The 15,161-nt window shown below is 62.4% G+C and carries 16 protein-coding genes; 10 read left to right on the forward strand and 6 right to left on the reverse strand.

Annotated elements, in window-relative coordinates; all coding sequences use genetic code 11:
• Position 1: 1 nt before the first annotated feature.
• The 3 genes from thiD to FMA36_RS08240 all read left to right on the forward strand — a co-directional run bounded on the left by thiD (position 2) and on the right by FMA36_RS08240 (position 2,410).
• Positions 2 to 796 (forward strand): bifunctional hydroxymethylpyrimidine kinase/phosphomethylpyrimidine kinase, encoded by a 795-nt coding sequence (gene thiD, locus FMA36_RS08230; protein WP_159261940.1) that lies wholly within the window; start codon positions 2 to 4, stop codon positions 794 to 796.
• Positions 797 to 942: 146 nt separating this feature from the next.
• Positions 943 to 1,671 (forward strand): response regulator transcription factor, encoded by a 729-nt coding sequence (locus tag FMA36_RS08235; protein WP_159261941.1) that lies wholly within the window; start codon positions 943 to 945, stop codon positions 1,669 to 1,671.
• A gap of 295 nt (positions 1,672 to 1,966) precedes the next feature.
• Entirely contained in the window at positions 1,967 to 2,410 is a 444-nt protein-coding gene (locus FMA36_RS08240; protein ID WP_240906532.1) for a hypothetical protein, read from the forward strand.
• Between the two features lie 147 nt (positions 2,411 to 2,557).
• Here FMA36_RS08240 and FMA36_RS08245 read toward each other — a convergent pair whose 3' ends face one another.
• From FMA36_RS08245 to FMA36_RS08255, 3 genes are all read right to left on the reverse strand, one after another.
• Positions 2,558 to 2,800, reverse strand: coding sequence for a hypothetical protein (locus tag FMA36_RS08245; RefSeq protein WP_206065233.1), 243 nt, complete (start codon positions 2,798 to 2,800; stop codon positions 2,558 to 2,560).
• A gap of 518 nt (positions 2,801 to 3,318) precedes the next feature.
• On the reverse strand, positions 3,319 to 3,942 hold the full coding sequence (locus tag FMA36_RS08250) for a hypothetical protein (protein WP_159263763.1): 624 nt from the start codon (positions 3,940 to 3,942) through the stop codon (positions 3,319 to 3,321).
• A gap of 73 nt (positions 3,943 to 4,015) precedes the next feature.
• On the reverse strand, positions 4,016 to 4,702 hold the full coding sequence (locus FMA36_RS08255; RefSeq protein ID WP_159261942.1) for a YfdX family protein: 687 nt from the start codon (positions 4,700 to 4,702) through the stop codon (positions 4,016 to 4,018).
• 431 nt (positions 4,703 to 5,133) lie between these two features.
• On the opposite strand from FMA36_RS08255, the gene dinB reads away from it, so the two are divergent.
• A complete protein-coding gene (gene dinB, locus FMA36_RS08260; RefSeq protein WP_240906534.1) occupies positions 5,134 to 6,177 on the forward strand; it encodes a DNA polymerase IV in 1,044 nt (347 codons plus the stop codon).
• A 149-nt stretch (positions 6,178 to 6,326) separates the two neighbouring features.
• Positions 6,327 to 6,716 (forward strand): immunity protein YezG family protein, encoded by a 390-nt coding sequence (locus tag FMA36_RS08265; protein ID WP_159261944.1) that lies wholly within the window; start codon positions 6,327 to 6,329, stop codon positions 6,714 to 6,716.
• Positions 6,717 to 6,782: 66 nt separating this feature from the next.
• On the opposite strand, the gene FMA36_RS08270 is transcribed toward FMA36_RS08265, so the two are convergent.
• From FMA36_RS08270 to FMA36_RS08280, 3 genes are all read right to left on the reverse strand, one after another.
• Entirely contained in the window at positions 6,783 to 7,352 is a 570-nt protein-coding gene (locus FMA36_RS08270; RefSeq protein WP_206065235.1) for a DUF1643 domain-containing protein, read from the reverse strand.
• A 74-nt stretch (positions 7,353 to 7,426) separates the two neighbouring features.
• Positions 7,427 to 8,713 carry an NAD(P)/FAD-dependent oxidoreductase gene (locus FMA36_RS08275; protein WP_159261946.1) on the reverse strand — a complete coding sequence of 429 codons (1,287 nt, stop codon included), beginning with the start codon at positions 8,711 to 8,713 and terminating at the stop codon, positions 7,427 to 7,429.
• 48 nt (positions 8,714 to 8,761) lie between these two features.
• Positions 8,762 to 9,685, reverse strand: coding sequence for an MBL fold metallo-hydrolase (locus tag FMA36_RS08280; protein ID WP_159261947.1), 924 nt, complete (start codon positions 9,683 to 9,685; stop codon positions 8,762 to 8,764).
• 90 nt (positions 9,686 to 9,775) lie between these two features.
• Between FMA36_RS08280 and FMA36_RS08285 the strand changes: the two genes are divergently transcribed.
• The 5 genes from FMA36_RS08285 (at position 9,776) to FMA36_RS08305 (ending at position 15,120) form a co-directional block, all read left to right on the forward strand.
• Positions 9,776 to 10,459 carry a peroxiredoxin gene (locus FMA36_RS08285; protein ID WP_159261948.1) on the forward strand — a complete coding sequence of 228 codons (684 nt, stop codon included), beginning with the start codon at positions 9,776 to 9,778 and terminating at the stop codon, positions 10,457 to 10,459.
• Positions 10,460 to 10,463: 4 nt separating this feature from the next.
• Complete coding sequence (gene purU, locus FMA36_RS08290; protein ID WP_159261949.1) at positions 10,464 to 11,345, forward strand: formyltetrahydrofolate deformylase; 882 nt, start codon at positions 10,464 to 10,466, stop codon at positions 11,343 to 11,345.
• On the forward strand, positions 11,345 to 11,836 hold the full coding sequence (mntR, locus tag FMA36_RS08295) for a manganese-binding transcriptional regulator MntR (RefSeq protein ID WP_167518022.1): 492 nt from the start codon (positions 11,345 to 11,347) through the stop codon (positions 11,834 to 11,836). The genes purU and mntR overlap by 1 nt, the downstream gene beginning before the upstream one ends.
• A gap of 24 nt (positions 11,837 to 11,860) precedes the next feature.
• Positions 11,861 to 13,198, forward strand: a complete 1,338-nt coding sequence (locus FMA36_RS08300) for a DUF763 domain-containing protein (protein ID WP_159261950.1) — start codon at positions 11,861 to 11,863, stop codon at positions 13,196 to 13,198.
• Between the two features lie 92 nt (positions 13,199 to 13,290).
• On the forward strand, positions 13,291 to 15,120 hold the full coding sequence (locus FMA36_RS08305) for an ABC transporter ATP-binding protein (RefSeq protein ID WP_159261951.1): 1,830 nt from the start codon (positions 13,291 to 13,293) through the stop codon (positions 15,118 to 15,120).
• Positions 15,121 to 15,161 lie beyond the last annotated feature (41 nt).

Raw genomic sequence — 15,161 nt, forward strand, 5'->3', positions numbered from 1 at the left:
CATGCACGGGCGCATCCTCATCATGGCGGGCAGCGATAGCGGTGGTGGAGCAGGCATTCAGGCCGATATCAAGACCGTAACCGTGCTTGGCGGCTTCGCCATGACCGCCATCACCGCGCTGACCGCGCAGAATACGCTGGGCGTGCAGGCGGTCATGCCGGTTTCCCCGGCCTTTATCGTGGCCCAGATGCGCTGCGTGATGGATGATCTGGGCGTTGATGCGTTCAAGAGTGGCATGCTGGACCGCCCGGAGGTGATCGAAGCGATTGCTGATGTGCTGATCACCACTGCCGATACTCCCTACGTGCTCGACCCGGTCATGGTGGCGAAAGGGGGGGCTGCGCTGTTGCAGGATAGCGCGCTGGCCACCCTCAGGGCGCGGCTGCTGCCGCTCGCCACCGTGCTGACCCCCAATATTCCCGAAGCCGAGGCCCTGCTTGGCCGTGCCATTGCCGGGCGCGCGGACATGGTGCCCGCAGCCCGCGCCCTGCTGGAACTCGGGCCGCGCGCGGTGCTGCTCAAGGGTGGTCATATGGAAGGCGATGAACTGCTTGACGTGCTGGTGCAGACCGATGGTACGATACAGGAATTCGTGAGCCGGCGCATTCACACCCGCCATACGCATGGCACCGGCTGCACCCTGGCCAGCGCCATTGCCACGGGGCTGGGACAGGGCATGAGCCTGCCTGATGCGGTGACCCGGGCGCGGGCCTATGTGCTGCGCGCCATTGCTGCCGCGCCCGGCTATGGCGCGGGGGCTGGCCCGTTGAACCATGGTGCGGGCGGAATAGGATAGCGTGTTAATAATTCATTAATAAAATAAGTCTCATTATATTTATTATTCCTATGAAAGAATGGTAATATATAAACAACTTTAGGTTGTTTAATACGTCTGGCGCACCTATAGGTATATATAGTCAAAATATCTACTGGATGGTCGATATGCGGATTTTGCTTGTAGAGCCCAATGCCCGGAAAGCCGAAGAGACCACCCGGCATATGGAGAGGGCCGGATTTACAGTAGATCATGTTGATACAGGACATGATGGACTGGGAATGCTAAAATCCTATAATTATGACCTTGCGGTCATGGAAGTCCGGCTGAAAGATCTCGATGGATTCGAGGTTATTCGGGTCAGCCGGGCTGCGAGGGTGCCCACCCCGGTAATGGTTCTGTCAGAAGAACGCGAGGCCGCCACCAAGGTGAAAGCCTTCTCCACCGGGGCGGATGATTACGTGACCCGCCCCTACGAATCGATGGAACTGACAGCGCGGATGCAGGCGGTCATCCGCCGCTCCAAGGGGTATAGCGAGCCGACCCTGCGCGCGGGGCCGCTTGAGCTGTGCCTTGATAGCCGCGCGGTGAGCGTGCAGGGCCACTGCGTGCATCTGACCGGCAAGGAATACATGATTCTGGAGCTGCTCCTGCTGCGCAAGGGCATGGTCCTGACCAAGGATGCCTTCCTCAACCATCTGTATGGCGGGATGGATGAGCCGGAAATGAAGATTATCGATGTGTTTATCTGCAAGCTGCGCAAGAAATTGCAGGTTGCGGGCGCGGGGCAGCTCATTGCCACCGTGTGGGGGCAGGGCTATGTGCTGCGCGACGAGGCGCCGGCCCTGGCTCCGGCACCTTTGGGGGCCCCGATGTCTCAGATAACGTTGGCGTGATGCCCGTCAGCCCTGAGTAGCTGCAACCGGAACCAGCCCGTCATCGTTAAATGACCGTGCAAAGAAAAATGGCAGGCCCACCCCGCAAGGTGCGCCTGCCAAAGTTTTAAAGTGATGATTCGATATGCGATGCCCCCATCGCCTGACTCTTATCGCATTACCGTGCCGACCCAGAACATGAGATAGATCAAACTCGGCTGAAATAATTCATATGTTTTTTTCCGCGCATCTTTATTCCGTCTCGTTGATGAGACAGGATGCGCTGATTAACAGGATGGAAACAGGCGGCACGTCGATGGGAAACAAGAAAGCGCTGAGGCATCTTTACGCAGGTGGGGCGTTGCTGCTTGCCATATCCACCGGGCTGACCGCGTGTGAAAGCGTGCATGACCAGATCGTGGATAAGGAAAACAGCCTTGCCGCGGCAGGTTTTGTGGTGCGCCCCGCCAATAATCCGGAACGGCAGCTGATGCTGCAGAAACTTCCCCCCAACCGGTTCCTCCAGAAATCGTTTGGAGACCACATGCTCTACATCTATTCCGACCCCAAGGTGTGCAACTGCCTGTATGTGGGCAATCAGGCTGCCTATGGGCGCTACATGTCCTATGTGCAGGCCCAGAATCTGGCTGACCAGCAGCAGATGACGGCGGATATGTATGAGGATGCCTCCTGGAACTGGGGCATGTGGGGCTGGGGCGGCGGCGGCTGGGGGGGGCCATGGGGCGGCGGCTGGTGGTGAGGCGTTGCCTGCAAATACTGCGTTGATAAAATAATAAAAGTTTTCGGGTGTCGCCTTTTTTTTAAAGAGGCGGCATTTCTTTGGAGCTTCTGGAAAAAGGCGTCACCAAATACTGTTTGATTGCAGGATGGTTTTCCTACTGGCGTTTCAGGTGAATTTGGGGCGATGGTCGGCATAGACCACCATCTGCCAGGCCTCACGCGTGCCAAGCCGGTGGGGGTGGGCATGGATGGCAGGCAGGAGCTGCCCTTCGCTTGCGGCTATTTCCACGCCGCAGCCGGCACAACGGTAAATACCGGAATGGGGAGCGACGGTGCGGGGCGGATGAAGCTTGTCGAATTCAGGATCGGTCCACGTATCAATAAACTGTGCGGACTGGTAGAGGGCCATCCCGTTCTCCATTGTTTTTCATCGGCTGGCTGAACTGTTAAAATAACCTTTAGCATGCATCTTATGTGGAGACACATCCATCCCCCCATTGCTGCATTCTATATTCCTGAGCTTTTTCCTGACCCATGGGTATTGACCCTCATGCGGGTCAGATAGACTATTTATGAGGGCATCAGCCGCGAGCCAATATATTTACCAGTACAGAATTAAATTTTTTATACTTATTAATGTAAAATGTAATTTATATTTTTATTATACTCGCATTGAAATTATCATATACGCATTAAATAAGAATATGTAATTTATACCAATTTATCCAGAAATAAAATATTAGTTTTAATAATTATTTACAATAAGGAACTTGCTAAGAACAATAAATTTTTCAAAAAAAGTTCTTATCGGCGCTGGCGCTTGACTGTGCAGCTTGTTCACGCAAACCACCATCGTCCTGTTTCTGGTCACCTTTATCCTGCCCGTTATCATGATGCGGATAGTATATAACTGAAAAGAACGTTTTTTCAGTCTGGGGAATGGAGCGTGAGCGACTGGTCAACTGTTTGTGTAACAATGGCATTCAGCGCGCCATGTGCGGCTGTCCATTGAAAGGGATCGGCATCGTTATTGAAGGTCGGGTCAAGCTGGTTGCCCCGCACCGTGCCATAGGCCTGGAAATACATGTCGGGGCGGGCGGGAATGGTGTCCATCGTCCATGTCCAGTCATCGGACAGGAGGGCCGTGGCGCCCACCTGCGCGCAGGGGCGAGTGGGTGACAGGGTTACGGCTGCGGTCGTCATGAGGGCTGCCTGCGGGCGGTGGTAGCGGCTGTCCCCGCCAATATCTTCCATCTGCAGATCGCGGCGGCGCGTTTCCTCGGCGGGCGGAATGTTGCGCCAGCCATCGCCATCAGGGGCCGCATGGGCGCGGTCGAGCGGGTCCGATGCGGGGCCAAAGGCATGGCCCGCGTAATTGAGCGCGGTGCCTGCGGGCACATGAATCGGGCCATGGGCCGCGGCATTCTGCACAAAGCTGTTTTCAACAGGGTGCCGGGCCAGACAGAGCTCGATCTGGCCACCCGCCCGGGCCGGGTGTGCGGCAAGGGCAAGGCTCAGTCCGATCACGGCCAGCCAGATGCCCCGCCGCATGGACAGCCCGCCCTGTATCGGGAGGCGGGCTGTCCTCATGCGCGGCATGGTAACGACCGGAAACAACCGGAACTCAGTTCCCGGCGGCTTTCTTGCCCGAAGGCGTGCCGACCATATCTTCGGACACGAAGCGGATGCTGTTCTGGGCATCAAGCAGGGCGGCGTCCGCATCCTTGGTGTTGGGTGTTGCACCCGCAAGCAGGTTGGAGGCGCGATAGACATCGCTGGCGCTGGCATCGAGCGGTGCGATTGCCAGCACGAAGTCAACATCCACGGCAGCAACCTGCAGGTTCTGCGCGGCCTGCGCGGGCTTGCCCTTGTTCAGGCTGGTATTGGCCGAAGCCACCGCCGTGCCCTTGGCGGAAGTGGGTTCAAGGTCTTCGGTCACGATGTATTCGCCATCAACCGGCAGCCAGGCCACCGGCTGGGTGGAGGGAGCAGCCTTGGGCGCGGGTGCGCCGGCCGGGGCCTTTTTGGGGGGCGTCAGCTGGGCTTCGGCCTTCATGAACACCTTGTTGTCGCCCTTGGCGCGGGCCAGGGCGTTGTTGGCATCGGTCAGCAGCTTGACGGCGCCAGCGGTATCGTTGTTGGCGAGGGCCGTGCGGGCCATATCAATATCATCAAACGCGCGGCTGCCATCGGCCGACAGCTTGGCGAAATCACGATTGACAGCGCGCCCGGCCGAGGGGGCAGCCTGCGCTGCGCCGACTGCCGTGCCCAGCATGAGCAGGGCTGCGGGCAGGAATGCATATTTCTTCATGGTTCATTCTCCGGTCTTGGTGGCGGTATCATTGCCCGACGCCATCTGTAACAAAAGATGTGGCAACGCAATGCGGCTGCCCTGCTGCCGCATGTCAGGCCCGACCGGGCGCCTGCATGCCAAAAGCCCACTGGTCACGGCGCATGCATGCGCTAGTATGGCCGTGCCGCTCCTGTCTGGTGCGGAGCTGTTTATCAAGGAATGAATCATGTCTGAATGTGCAACCAAGTGCCCTTCCAAGTCTCCCTGCTTCAAGGGCATCCTGGTTTTCGGTGCGATTGTCGGCGTTATCGTGTTTTTCCTTAAGAAAAAGAAGTGCAACGACTGATCTCGCGCAGTCACGCCGTGCCGGTCATGTCCCTTGCGGGCATGGCCCCGGTGCGGTCCGGGCCGTGAGTAGTGCAGGGCATAGGCGCATCATCCATGTTGATATGGATGCCTTTTATGCCTCGGTCGAGCAGCGCGATGATCCGGCCCTGCGCGGCAGGCCGCTTGCCGTAGGCGGTGCGGGGCGGCGGGGCGTTGTTGCCGCTGCGAGTTATGAGGCCCGCCGGTTCGGGGTACGCTCGGCCATGCCTTCGGTCGTGGCACTGCGCAAATGCCCGGACCTTGTGTTCGTGCCGCCGCGTTTTGATGTATATCGCGCGGTTTCTGCCCAGATTCACGCCATTTTTGCCTGTTTTACCTCCATCATACAGCCGCTTTCGCTTGATGAAGCATATCTGGATGTAACCCGGCCCCTGCTGGATTATCCCTCCGCCACGGCAATCGCCACGGCCATCCGCGCGCGTATCCGCAGCGAGACGGAGCTGACCGCCTCGGCAGGCGTATCCTACAATAAATTCCTCGCCAAGCTGGCCTCCGATTACCGCAAGCCCGATGGCCAGTTTGTCATTACACCGCGCATGGGGCCGGATTTCGTGGCGAGTCTGCCGGTCGAGCAGTTTCATGGCATTGGCCCGGCCACGGCGGCGCGGATGCACGCTTTGGGCATCCGCACGGGGCAGGACCTGCGTGCGCAGCCGCTTTCACGCCTGCTGCGGCATTTTGGCAAGGCGGCTGATTTCTATTACGGTATTGCCCGTGGGCTTGATGACCGCCCCGTGGAGGTCAATCGCCCGCGCCGCTCCATCGGCGGCGAGCAGACCTTCGATGCCGATATTCATGACTGGGCTGCCGCACGGGACCACATGCTGGCCCTGTCGGAGCGGGTGTGGGGGCGCTGCGTGGCGCGTGGCCTGACGGGCGTAACCGTGACGCTGAAGGTGAAATACAACGATTTCCGCCAGATCGTGCGCGGGCGCACGGCGCCGGAGCCGGTAGCGGACGGAGCTGATCTGGCCCGGCGGGCGCTGGCGCTGCTGGCTCCGTGTTTTCCGCCGCCACGGGGCATCCGGCTGCTCGGCGTGACCGTATCGGGCCTGCGCGTGCCCGGCGCTGTTCCGCCCGCACGGCAACTCGCGCTGTTTGGTTAAGAAATAACAGAAGTTTTCGGGTGTCGCCTTTTTTAAAGGTGACGTTCTTTGAAGCTTTTTGAAAAAATCCTCACCAAAAACTTCTTATCGATTGTAGGCAGGTCACATTGAGGTCATTGGATGACCTTCCTCATACGAAGCAGGACGCCATGAACAACGCAGCCCCTCCCGGCTCACAGGCCATTCTCAATGCCATTGCCGAACTCGTGCTGATCGCCGTGCCGGAAGAGGAGGAGGAAACCTGTCGCGCCATCGAGATGCACATGGCCTTTACCGGTAATGTCGAACTTGGTGACACGAATGTCTATTTCGGCTTCGATTACGAAACGCAGGAGGGGGAAAAGGTCAATTTCAGCCCCTTCGAGGACGAATCGACCGAAGGCCACATCCGCTATCTGCACGACCTGCAGCATGAACTGCTGGAACTGCGCGCGGCCTTCTGGCGCGAGAACCCGGCCCGTGACCAGCCGGTCTGGACCGGACTGACCCTGCGGGTGGAGATGACCGAAGGATCGTTCTCGGTCGATTTTGAATACTGATGGGCTGTTAATGCCCTGAAATAATAAAAGTTTTTGATGAAGCTTTTTTCAGGGCCCGCAGGCCATTCAGGCCGGGGCAAAAGGCGGCAGGGGTTCGGGCTTCAGGCTGGCAGGCAAATAGAGCGGGTGCTCGGGGCGGCCAGACCCCTTGCTCAGCCGCATGGCGCTGACCGTAATGCCGTGCTGCTGCAGCATGCGGATCACCTCCGGCCCACGGGGCAGCAGGCTTTTGATCTGCGGTGAGCCATAGGCCGCCACCACCAGGTCGGCCTGCCGTGCCATGGCGAGCAGATGGCGGTCGTTCTCGGGGCCGACCGGGTCGGGCACTTCGGTCAGGCGCTTCTGGTCGGTGCAGCGATAGGCGAAGGTGTTGCCCACCAGCAGCGTGCCGTAGCCCCAGGCGCGGGCATAGCGCTGGCATTTGGCCACCGTGCGGTCATCGCCATCTTCCGTCGCAACCGAGGGGTTCATCATCAGCCACATCACTGCAGGCCCATCGGGGTTCCAGGTGCGGGTCAGTTCATAGCGGTAGCATTTGTCCGGGCCGCCATAGATGGCATGGCTGACCACGTCATCGGCCAGGCGGAGCGGGCGGCTGTGGCCCACATGGTGCTGGCCCTGTCTGCTCGTGTTCATGACCCCAAACATACGCATGGCCGCGCGGAGGTCCACCCCCGCGCAGCCATGCGTGTTTCAGTATTGGCGAAAGATCAGCGCGGCGTGCCGATCTTGTGCGGGGCCACCATCAGTTCATGGCCGCGCAGCATGCCATCCCAGTACAGTGCGGGCATGACCCATTCCTTGAGGAACCATGCCAGATGCGTGGGCTTGCGGCCATTGAGCAGCCATGTGGGCAGGGTGGGGGCCAGCTTGCCGCCATAGGCGAACTCGGCCAGCACGATCTTGCCGCGCTCGACGGTGAGCGGGCAGGCGCCATAGCCATCATAATCGGCCACGGCGGGCTTGTGGTCCAGGGTGGCCAGCACGTTCACGGCCACGACCGGAGCCTGCACGCGCACGGCGGCGGCGGTCTTGGCGTTGGAGGTGCCCGCCACATCGCCAAGCGCAAACACATTGGCAAACTTCGTGTGGCGCAGCGTTGCGGGGTCAACCGATACCCAGCCGCCATCGCCTGCAAGCGCGCTGTTGCGGATCACGTCGGGCGCGCGCTGGGGCGGCACGACATGCAGCATGTCGAATTCCACTTCCGAGGACGTCTTGCTGCCGTCTGCCGCCACGTTCTCGAAGGTGGCGATGCGGCCCTTGCCATCCACCTTCGTCAGGTTCGACTTGAGGCACAGGTCAATATGGTAGCGGTTGATGTAGTCCATCAGCGGCGGCACGAATTCCTTCACGCCAAACAGCCCCGGCGTTGCGGTGTGGAAGGAGACGTTGATGTTATCGGCCAGTCCGCGCCTGCGCCATGCGTCGCATGCCAGGTACATCGCCTTCTGCGGCGCGCCCGCGCACTTGATGGGCATGGGCGGCTGCGTAAAGACCGCATTGCCACGGCCAAGCGTCTGCACCATCTGCCAGGTATAGGGGGCAAGGTCATAGCGGTAGTTGGAGGTCACGCCATTGCGGCCAAGGGTCTCGCTCAGGCCCTCGATTGCGTCCCAGTCCAGCGTCAGGCCGGTGGCAACCACCAGCGCCTCGTAGCGGATGGATGAGCCGTTGGACAGGTGCACGAGGTTGGCTTCCGGCTCGAAGCCGGTCGCTGCCGCCTGCACCCAGTCGGCACCGGCCGGGATCAGCCTCTTTTCCGACCGGCGGGTCTGTGACTGCTTGAACACGCCGCCCCCCACCAGCGTCCAGCCCGGCTGGTAGAAATGCGAGCCCGACGGCTCGATGATGGCCAGCGTGATGCCGCCGCGCCGCTTGAGAATGCTCGCAGCGGTGGACAGGCCGGCAGCGCCCCCGCCCACCACGACGACATCATAGGTCAGGCCCCGCGCCGTGCTGGCGAGGTTCGGGGTGGATGGGGCAGTATCGGTCATGAAGGGTCTCCGTAATGACTGTATAGATAAGGCTGCGATGGATGTGCGTCAGGAACGGGTGAGCGGAATTTTGATGTAGCTTACACCATTATCCTCAGGTTCGGGCAGATGGCCGCCACGCATGTTGACCTGCACCGAAGGCATGATCAGGTTGGGCAGCGACAGGGTGGCGTCGCGCGCGGTGCGCATCTGCACGAACGCATCCTCGTCCACGCCATCATGAACGTGAACATTGTTTTTGCGTTCCGCGCCGATGGTGGTTTCCCATGCAAAGGTGTCGCGGCCGGGGGCCTTGTAGTCGTGGCACAGGAAAACCCGCGTCTGGGTAGGCAGGGCCAGCAGGCGGCGGATGGAATGGTAGAGCATGCGCGCATCCCCGCCGGGAAAATCGGCCCGCGCGGTGCCGTAATCGGGCATGAACAGCGTATCGCCGATAAAGGCGGCCTCACCGATCACATAAGCCATGTCGGCAGGGGTGTGGCCGGGCACGTGCAGCACGGTCACGGGCAGCGTGCCGAGCGTGAACTGCGCCCCGTCCTCGAACAGCGCGTCGAACTGCGAGCCATCGCGCGCGAACCGCGTGCCCGCATTGAACAGCTTGCCGAAGATGTCCTGTACTTTCAGGATGGCGTGGCCAATGCCGAGCCTGCCGCCAAGGCGTTCCTGCAGCCAGGGGGCGGCGGAGAGATGGTCGGCATGAACATGGGTTTCAAGCAGCCATTCCACCTTCAGCTTTTCCGCCGTGACGTAGTCCACGATGTCCTGCGCCATGGCGTGGTCGGTCCGGCCTGATGCGGGGTCGTAATCCATCACGCTGTCGATGATGGCGCAGGTGCGGGTGGCGGGGTCGTGCACCACATGGGTGGCGGTGAAGGTGGGCAGGTCAAAGAAAGTCCGGACAACCGGCGCCTGGCCTGTTGCGCGGCATTGGGTCACCTGGCTTGCAGCGGCTTCAAGGGCGGGGTCGGACATGGAATATCATCCATAGTTTATGAATTACATAATAAATGTATGTTATAAGATGGCTTGCGTCAAGGCGCGGCAGATGCAAAAGGGCAGGGCATGAGCACAGAGGCGAGTATACCCGCAAACCATGGCGCGATCGGAACGCGCCCGTTGCGGATCGGGGACGTGGCACCAGACTTTCAGGCCCGTACCACGAAGGGGGAAATGCGCCTGTCGGACTTCCGTGGGCGCTGGCTGCTGTTTTTTTCGCACCCGGCCGATTTCACGCCGGTCTGCACCAGCGAGTTCATGGCGCTGGCCCGCGCGGCGGATCGCTTCGAGCAGCTTGACTGCGCGCTGCTTGGCCTGTCGGTTGACAGCCTGTACGCGCATCTGGCCTGGCTCGAGACGATACAGGAGCGCTTTGGCGTCGAGATTCCGTTCCCGCTGGTGGAAGATCCCTCCATGGCGGTCTGCCGTGCCTATGGCATGCTGGACCTGACCGCGCAGAACAGCGCCACCGTGCGCGCCACCTACGTGATCGACCCCGAGGGCGTGATCCGCGCGCTGGTGTGGTACCCCATGTCGGTCGGGCGCTCGGTCGAGGAACTGCTGCGCCTTGTCGAGGCCCTGCGCCGCAGCGAAGGCAATGCGGTCATGACACCGGAGGGCTGGACGCCGGGCGGCGACGTCGTGCGCCCCGTGCCCACCACGCAGGCCGCCCTGCGCAAGGCCGGGGGCGTTGTCGGCTGCTGGTTCTATAACCCCGTGCCCGATACGGGCCGCAAGCGCGGGCAGTAAAGCCATGTCCGGTCCTGCCCCGGGTTCGCGCCTGTCCTATGTGCTTACGCTGTCGTGCCCCAACCGGCCCGGCATCGTGGCGGCGATCAGCCAGGCCCTGTTCGAGCTTGGTGGCGACATTGCGGGTGCCCAGCAGTTTGATGAGCGTGAAAGCCGCATCTTCTTCATGCGCGTGGTGTTCAGCGTGCCCGCCGGGGGCATGGAACGGGGCATGCTCGAGCAGGCGCTGGCCGCTTTGGCCGCGCGGTTCGACATGCAGTGGTCGCTGCGCGAGAGCCTGCAGCCCACGCGCACCGTCATCATGGTCTCACGATTCGATCACTGTCTGGTTGATCTGCTGTATCGCTGGCGCATTGGGGAGCTTGCCATCGCGCCGGTGGCCATCATCGCCAACCACCCGCGCGAGACCTACGCCCATATCGACCTGGACGGCATCCCCTTCCACTACCTGCCCGTAACATCCGCCACCAAGGCCGCGCAGGAGGCACGGATGGCCGAAATCGTACGCGATACAGGAGCCGAGCTGGTGGTGCTGGCGCGGTACATGCAGATCCTGTCCGATTCCATGAGCGCGTGGCTGGCGGGGCGGTGCATCAACATCCACCACTCCTTCCTGCCCGGCTTCAAGGGCGCGCGGCCCTACCATCAGGCGTTTGCGCGCGGCGTGAAGCTGATCGGCGCTACCGCCCATTTCGTCACCCCCGATCTCGATGAAGGCCCGATCATCGAGCAGGATGTCGAGCGCATTACCCACGCCGATACCCCCGATGACCTGATCCGCAAGGGGCGCGATATCGAGCGCCGGGTGCTGGCGCGTGCCGTGCGTTACTTTACCGAGCGCCGCGTCATTCCCAACGGGCGCAAGACCATCGTGTTCAATCCCTGATGCCCGGCCCGGACTCCAGGCCAGCCGCGCCCCCCATGCCCGATGCCGATACGCAGTGCGCGGGCTTCCGCCAGGCGCGGCTGGCGCGCAAGACGGCCCTGATCGAGGATTATGTCGAACTGATCGACGATCTGCTCAATGACGGGCAGGAGGCGCGGCAGGTCGATATTGCCGCCCGCCTTGGCGTATCGCAGCCCACGGTAGCCAAGATGCTGGTGCGGCTCGAGGCGGATGGTCTGGTCACGCGCAGGCCCTATCGCGGCATTTTCCTCACCGGGGCGGGGCAGGAGATGGCGCAGGCCAGCCGCGAGCGCCACCACACGGTCGAGCAGTTCCTGCGCGCGCTTGGCGTAAGCGAGGCAAATGCCCGCATTGATGCCGAGGGCATGGAACACTATGTGGGGGCGGAAACGCTGCGCGCCTTTCGCCATGCGCTCGAGGCGGGGCTGGCCGCCTTCATGACCAGCGCGGGCAAACGCCACGACGACTGACCTGCCAACGGAAGGGAACACCCCATGACCCGACGTGCGGGTTCCGCCGACCTGCCACTGCATACCGGGCGGGTGCCCGCATGGCTGGGCCAGCGCATGGCGCGGTTGGGAGCGGTCATCACGCAGGCGGTGGTGCATCATTACGGGCGTGATGAATTCCTGCGCAGGCTCGCGCACCCGTTCTGGTTCCAGTCCTTTGGTGCGGTCATGGGCATGGACTGGCATTCATCAGGCATTACCACCAGCGTGATCGGCGCACTCAAGCGCGGGCTTGCGCCATTGCAGGATGAACTGGGCCTGTATGTGTGCGGTGGCCGGGGCCGCCATTCACGCCGCACCCCCGATGAACTGCTGGCGGTGGGGGAGGTCACCGGGCTTGACGCCACGCCCCTTGTGGCCACGAGCCGCATGGTCGCCAAGGTGGACAGCGCCGCCGTGCAGGACGGGTTTGATCTGTACCTGCACGGCTTCGTGGTGGCGGCGGATGGCAAATGGGCGGTGGTGCAGCAGGGCATGCATGCGGGCCAGCGCCTGGCGCGGCGCTATCACTGGCTGTCCGATGACGTGAGCAGTTTTGTCGAGGCCCCGCACGCCGCCATTGATGGCCGCACGACAGGCCGCCCCATCATGAACCTGACCGACCGCCGGGCGGATGCGTCACGCACGGGGCAGGTCGAACTGCTGCATGCCATGGCGCCGGACCGGCTGACGCGTGAACTCATGCGCATCGAGGGTCATGCGCCTCCGCCGCCGCCTGCGCAGGGCGAGCTGCCCTATCTGTGCATGCCCGCCCATCATGATGTGCAGCCACAGGATGTAAACATGCGCCGCCTGCATGGCGCGCTGGCGGCAGCGGCCGAGGCCGGGCCGCGTGACTTCCCCGATCTGCTGCGCGTGCCCGGCGTGGGGGCGCGCACGGTGCGTGCACTCGCACTGGTGGCGGAGGTGGTGCATGGCGCGCCGTGCCGTTTTGATGATCCGGCCCGCTTCTCGCTGGCGCATGGTGGCAAGGACCGCCACCCCTATCCCGTGCCGGTGGCGGTATATGACCGCACGCTCTCGGTCATGAAGGCGGCAGTGAGTGCTGCGAAGCTGGGGCGTGAGGAACGGCTCGACGCCATCCGCAGGCTAGACTCCGCTGCACGCAGGCTGGAGCGCGACGTGGGCGGGCCATCGTTCTCCACTATTATGGGCGAAGAACGCGCACGCTCGCATGATTATGGCGGGCGCTCGGTATTCGGTCATGAACCGCCACCGCCCGGCCGGGTTTCAGAAGGGCAGCGGAACGGGATCATGCGCCATGATGACCAGCCACACGACCAGCAGCGACACGAAGGCGAGGCGTCCCGCAATGCGGGATAGGGGTGCATCTGTCATGCAGGCATGATACCGGGCCAAATGCGGCATAAGTGCGGAGCCTTTCTCCCGCCATGTCCCCAAGGCAGCATCCTCGCATGAACGTGAAAGACTCGGTACTTCCCCCTGATACGCGCCCCGTGCCCGCCCTGGCGCGGTACCGCACGCGCCCGCTGGGGTTCATTTTCCATTACGTGCGGCTGCATGGCCGGTGGCACGCCATCATCATCAGCGCGATTGCGGTGGCGGTGGCGTGCAACGTGGGCATGTCGGCCATTATCCGCCACCTGGTCAATGGCATGACACAGGGTGGCCAGGGCATGCAGGCGGTCTGGGTATCCATCTTTCTGTTCTGCGCCACCATCATCTGCGACAACGCGGCCTGGCGGGTGGCGGGGTGGATGGCCTCGGGCGTGTTCGTGCGCGTGGGCGGCGATGTGCGCGGCGACCTGTTCCGCTACCTCAGCGGGCATGATGCGACCTATTTTGCCGACCGGCTTTCCGGCGCACTTGCGGCCCGCGTCTCGGCGGCGGCAGGGGCGGTGGTGTCGCTGGAGAACATGGCGGCGTGGAACCTGCTGCCTTCGGTGTTCAACCTGTTTCTCGCCATCATCACGCTGGGCACGGTCAGCCCGCTGATGGCGGGGGTGCTGGTGGGCATGACGCTGCTGCTGGGGCTGTGCATCTACCTGCTGGCAGGCCACGGGCAGGAGATGCACCTGGCCTACGCGGCGGAAGCGGCGGAGGTGGATGGCGAGATGCTGGACGTGATGCAGAACCTGCCCCTTGTGCGCGCCTATGGCATGATGGGAGTGGAGCATGCCCGCATGCGCCAGCGCATCCGTGGCGAGATCGGGCTGCACACGCGCTCGCTGCGCTACATGGAAAAGCTGCGGATGATCCATTCCGTCGTCACCGCCTTCATGACCACGGGGCTGCTGCTGTGGGCCGTGCTGCTGTGGCGCATGCACCGGGCCACCACGGGCGATGTGGTGATGGTGACTACGCTGGGCTTTCTGATCCTGAACTGCACGCGTGACCTGGCCTTTTCCATGGTGGAGGCGATGAAGCACGTCACCCGCCTGGCCGAGACGCTGGGCCACCTGCTGGTGCCGCATGAAGGCAGCGGCGTGGCCGAGACGGTGGTGCTGCCGCCCACGGCGCTACGCGGGCACGTGCAGTTGCGTAATGTCAGTTTTGCCTATCCCGGTGGCGCGCCGGTGCTGTCGCATTTCAACCTTGATATTCCCGCAGGCACACGCGTGGGGCTGGTGGGGGTGTCGGGCTCGGGCAAGAGCACGGTGCTTGCCCTGTTGCAGCGCCAGCGCTTCGTGCAGGCAGGGGCGGTGGAACTCGATGGCGTCAACATCCTTGAACTTGACGAGGCCAGCCTGCGCGCCTCCATGGCGGTGGTGCCGCAGGAGGTGTACCTGCTGCGCCGCCCGGTGGGCGAGAACATCCGCTACGGCCGCCCCGATGCCACCGATGACGAGGTGAAGGCCGCGGCCGAGGCTGCGGGCTGCACCCGTTTCATCAACGCCATGCCGCAGGGGTTCGCAACCGTGGTGGGCGAGCGCGGCGTCATGCTCTCGGGGGGGCAGCGCCAGCGTCTGGCCATTGCGCGCGCCTTCCTGCGCAATGCGCCCATCCTGATACTTGATGAAGCGACCAGCGCGCTTGATGGGGAAAGTGAGCGCCATGTCCATGCCGCCCTTGAGCGGCTCATGGTGGGGCGCACGGTCATTGCCGTGGCGCACCGGCTTTCCACCCTGCGCGGATTTGACCAGATTGTCGTGATGGAGCACGGTCATATTGCCCAGGCGGGCACCATGGCCGAGCTTGAGGCCGTGTCCGGCCCGTATCGTGACCGGCTTCTGGCGACTGGCGACCTGCTGCGCCCGGTACCGGGTCTTTCGCCCCTATCCTGAACCGTGCCTGAAGCAATTCAGGCAGCGTCCTGAATTACGCT

The sequence above is a fragment of the Komagataeibacter xylinus genome, from assembly GCF_009834365.1.
Classification (GTDB): domain Bacteria; phylum Pseudomonadota; class Alphaproteobacteria; order Acetobacterales; family Acetobacteraceae; genus Komagataeibacter; species Komagataeibacter xylinus_D.

Bases quoted from the DNA above. Each gene is read 5' to 3' on its own strand.
- thiD (WP_159261940.1), top strand. From the start codon at position 2: ATGCACGGGCGCATCCTCATCATGGCGGGCAGCGATAGCGGTGGTGGA.
- FMA36_RS08235 (WP_159261941.1), top strand. From the start codon at position 943: ATGCGGATTTTGCTTGTAGAGCCCAATGCCCGGAAAGCCGAAGAGACC.
- FMA36_RS08240 (WP_240906532.1), top strand. From the start codon at position 1,967: ATGGGAAACAAGAAAGCGCTGAGGCATCTTTACGCAGGTGGGGCGTTG.
- FMA36_RS08245 (WP_206065233.1), bottom strand. From the start codon at position 2,800: ATGGCCCTCTACCAGTCCGCACAGTTTATTGATACGTGGACCGATCCT.
- FMA36_RS08250 (WP_159263763.1), bottom strand. From the start codon at position 3,942: ATGCGGCGGGGCATCTGGCTGGCCGTGATCGGACTGAGCCTTGCCCTT.
- FMA36_RS08255 (WP_159261942.1), bottom strand. From the start codon at position 4,702: ATGAAGAAATATGCATTCCTGCCCGCAGCCCTGCTCATGCTGGGCACG.
- dinB (WP_240906534.1), top strand. From the start codon at position 5,134: ATGGATGCCTTTTATGCCTCGGTCGAGCAGCGCGATGATCCGGCCCTG.
- FMA36_RS08265 (WP_159261944.1), top strand. From the start codon at position 6,327: ATGAACAACGCAGCCCCTCCCGGCTCACAGGCCATTCTCAATGCCATT.
- FMA36_RS08270 (WP_206065235.1), bottom strand. From the start codon at position 7,352: ATGAACACGAGCAGACAGGGCCAGCACCATGTGGGCCACAGCCGCCCG.
- FMA36_RS08275 (WP_159261946.1), bottom strand. From the start codon at position 8,713: ATGACCGATACTGCCCCATCCACCCCGAACCTCGCCAGCACGGCGCGG.
- FMA36_RS08280 (WP_159261947.1), bottom strand. From the start codon at position 9,685: ATGTCCGACCCCGCCCTTGAAGCCGCTGCAAGCCAGGTGACCCAATGC.
- FMA36_RS08285 (WP_159261948.1), top strand. From the start codon at position 9,776: ATGAGCACAGAGGCGAGTATACCCGCAAACCATGGCGCGATCGGAACG.
- purU (WP_159261949.1), top strand. From the start codon at position 10,464: ATGTCCGGTCCTGCCCCGGGTTCGCGCCTGTCCTATGTGCTTACGCTG.
- mntR (WP_167518022.1), top strand. From the start codon at position 11,345: ATGCCCGGCCCGGACTCCAGGCCAGCCGCGCCCCCCATGCCCGATGCC.
- FMA36_RS08300 (WP_159261950.1), top strand. From the start codon at position 11,861: ATGACCCGACGTGCGGGTTCCGCCGACCTGCCACTGCATACCGGGCGG.
- FMA36_RS08305 (WP_159261951.1), top strand. From the start codon at position 13,291: ATGAACGTGAAAGACTCGGTACTTCCCCCTGATACGCGCCCCGTGCCC.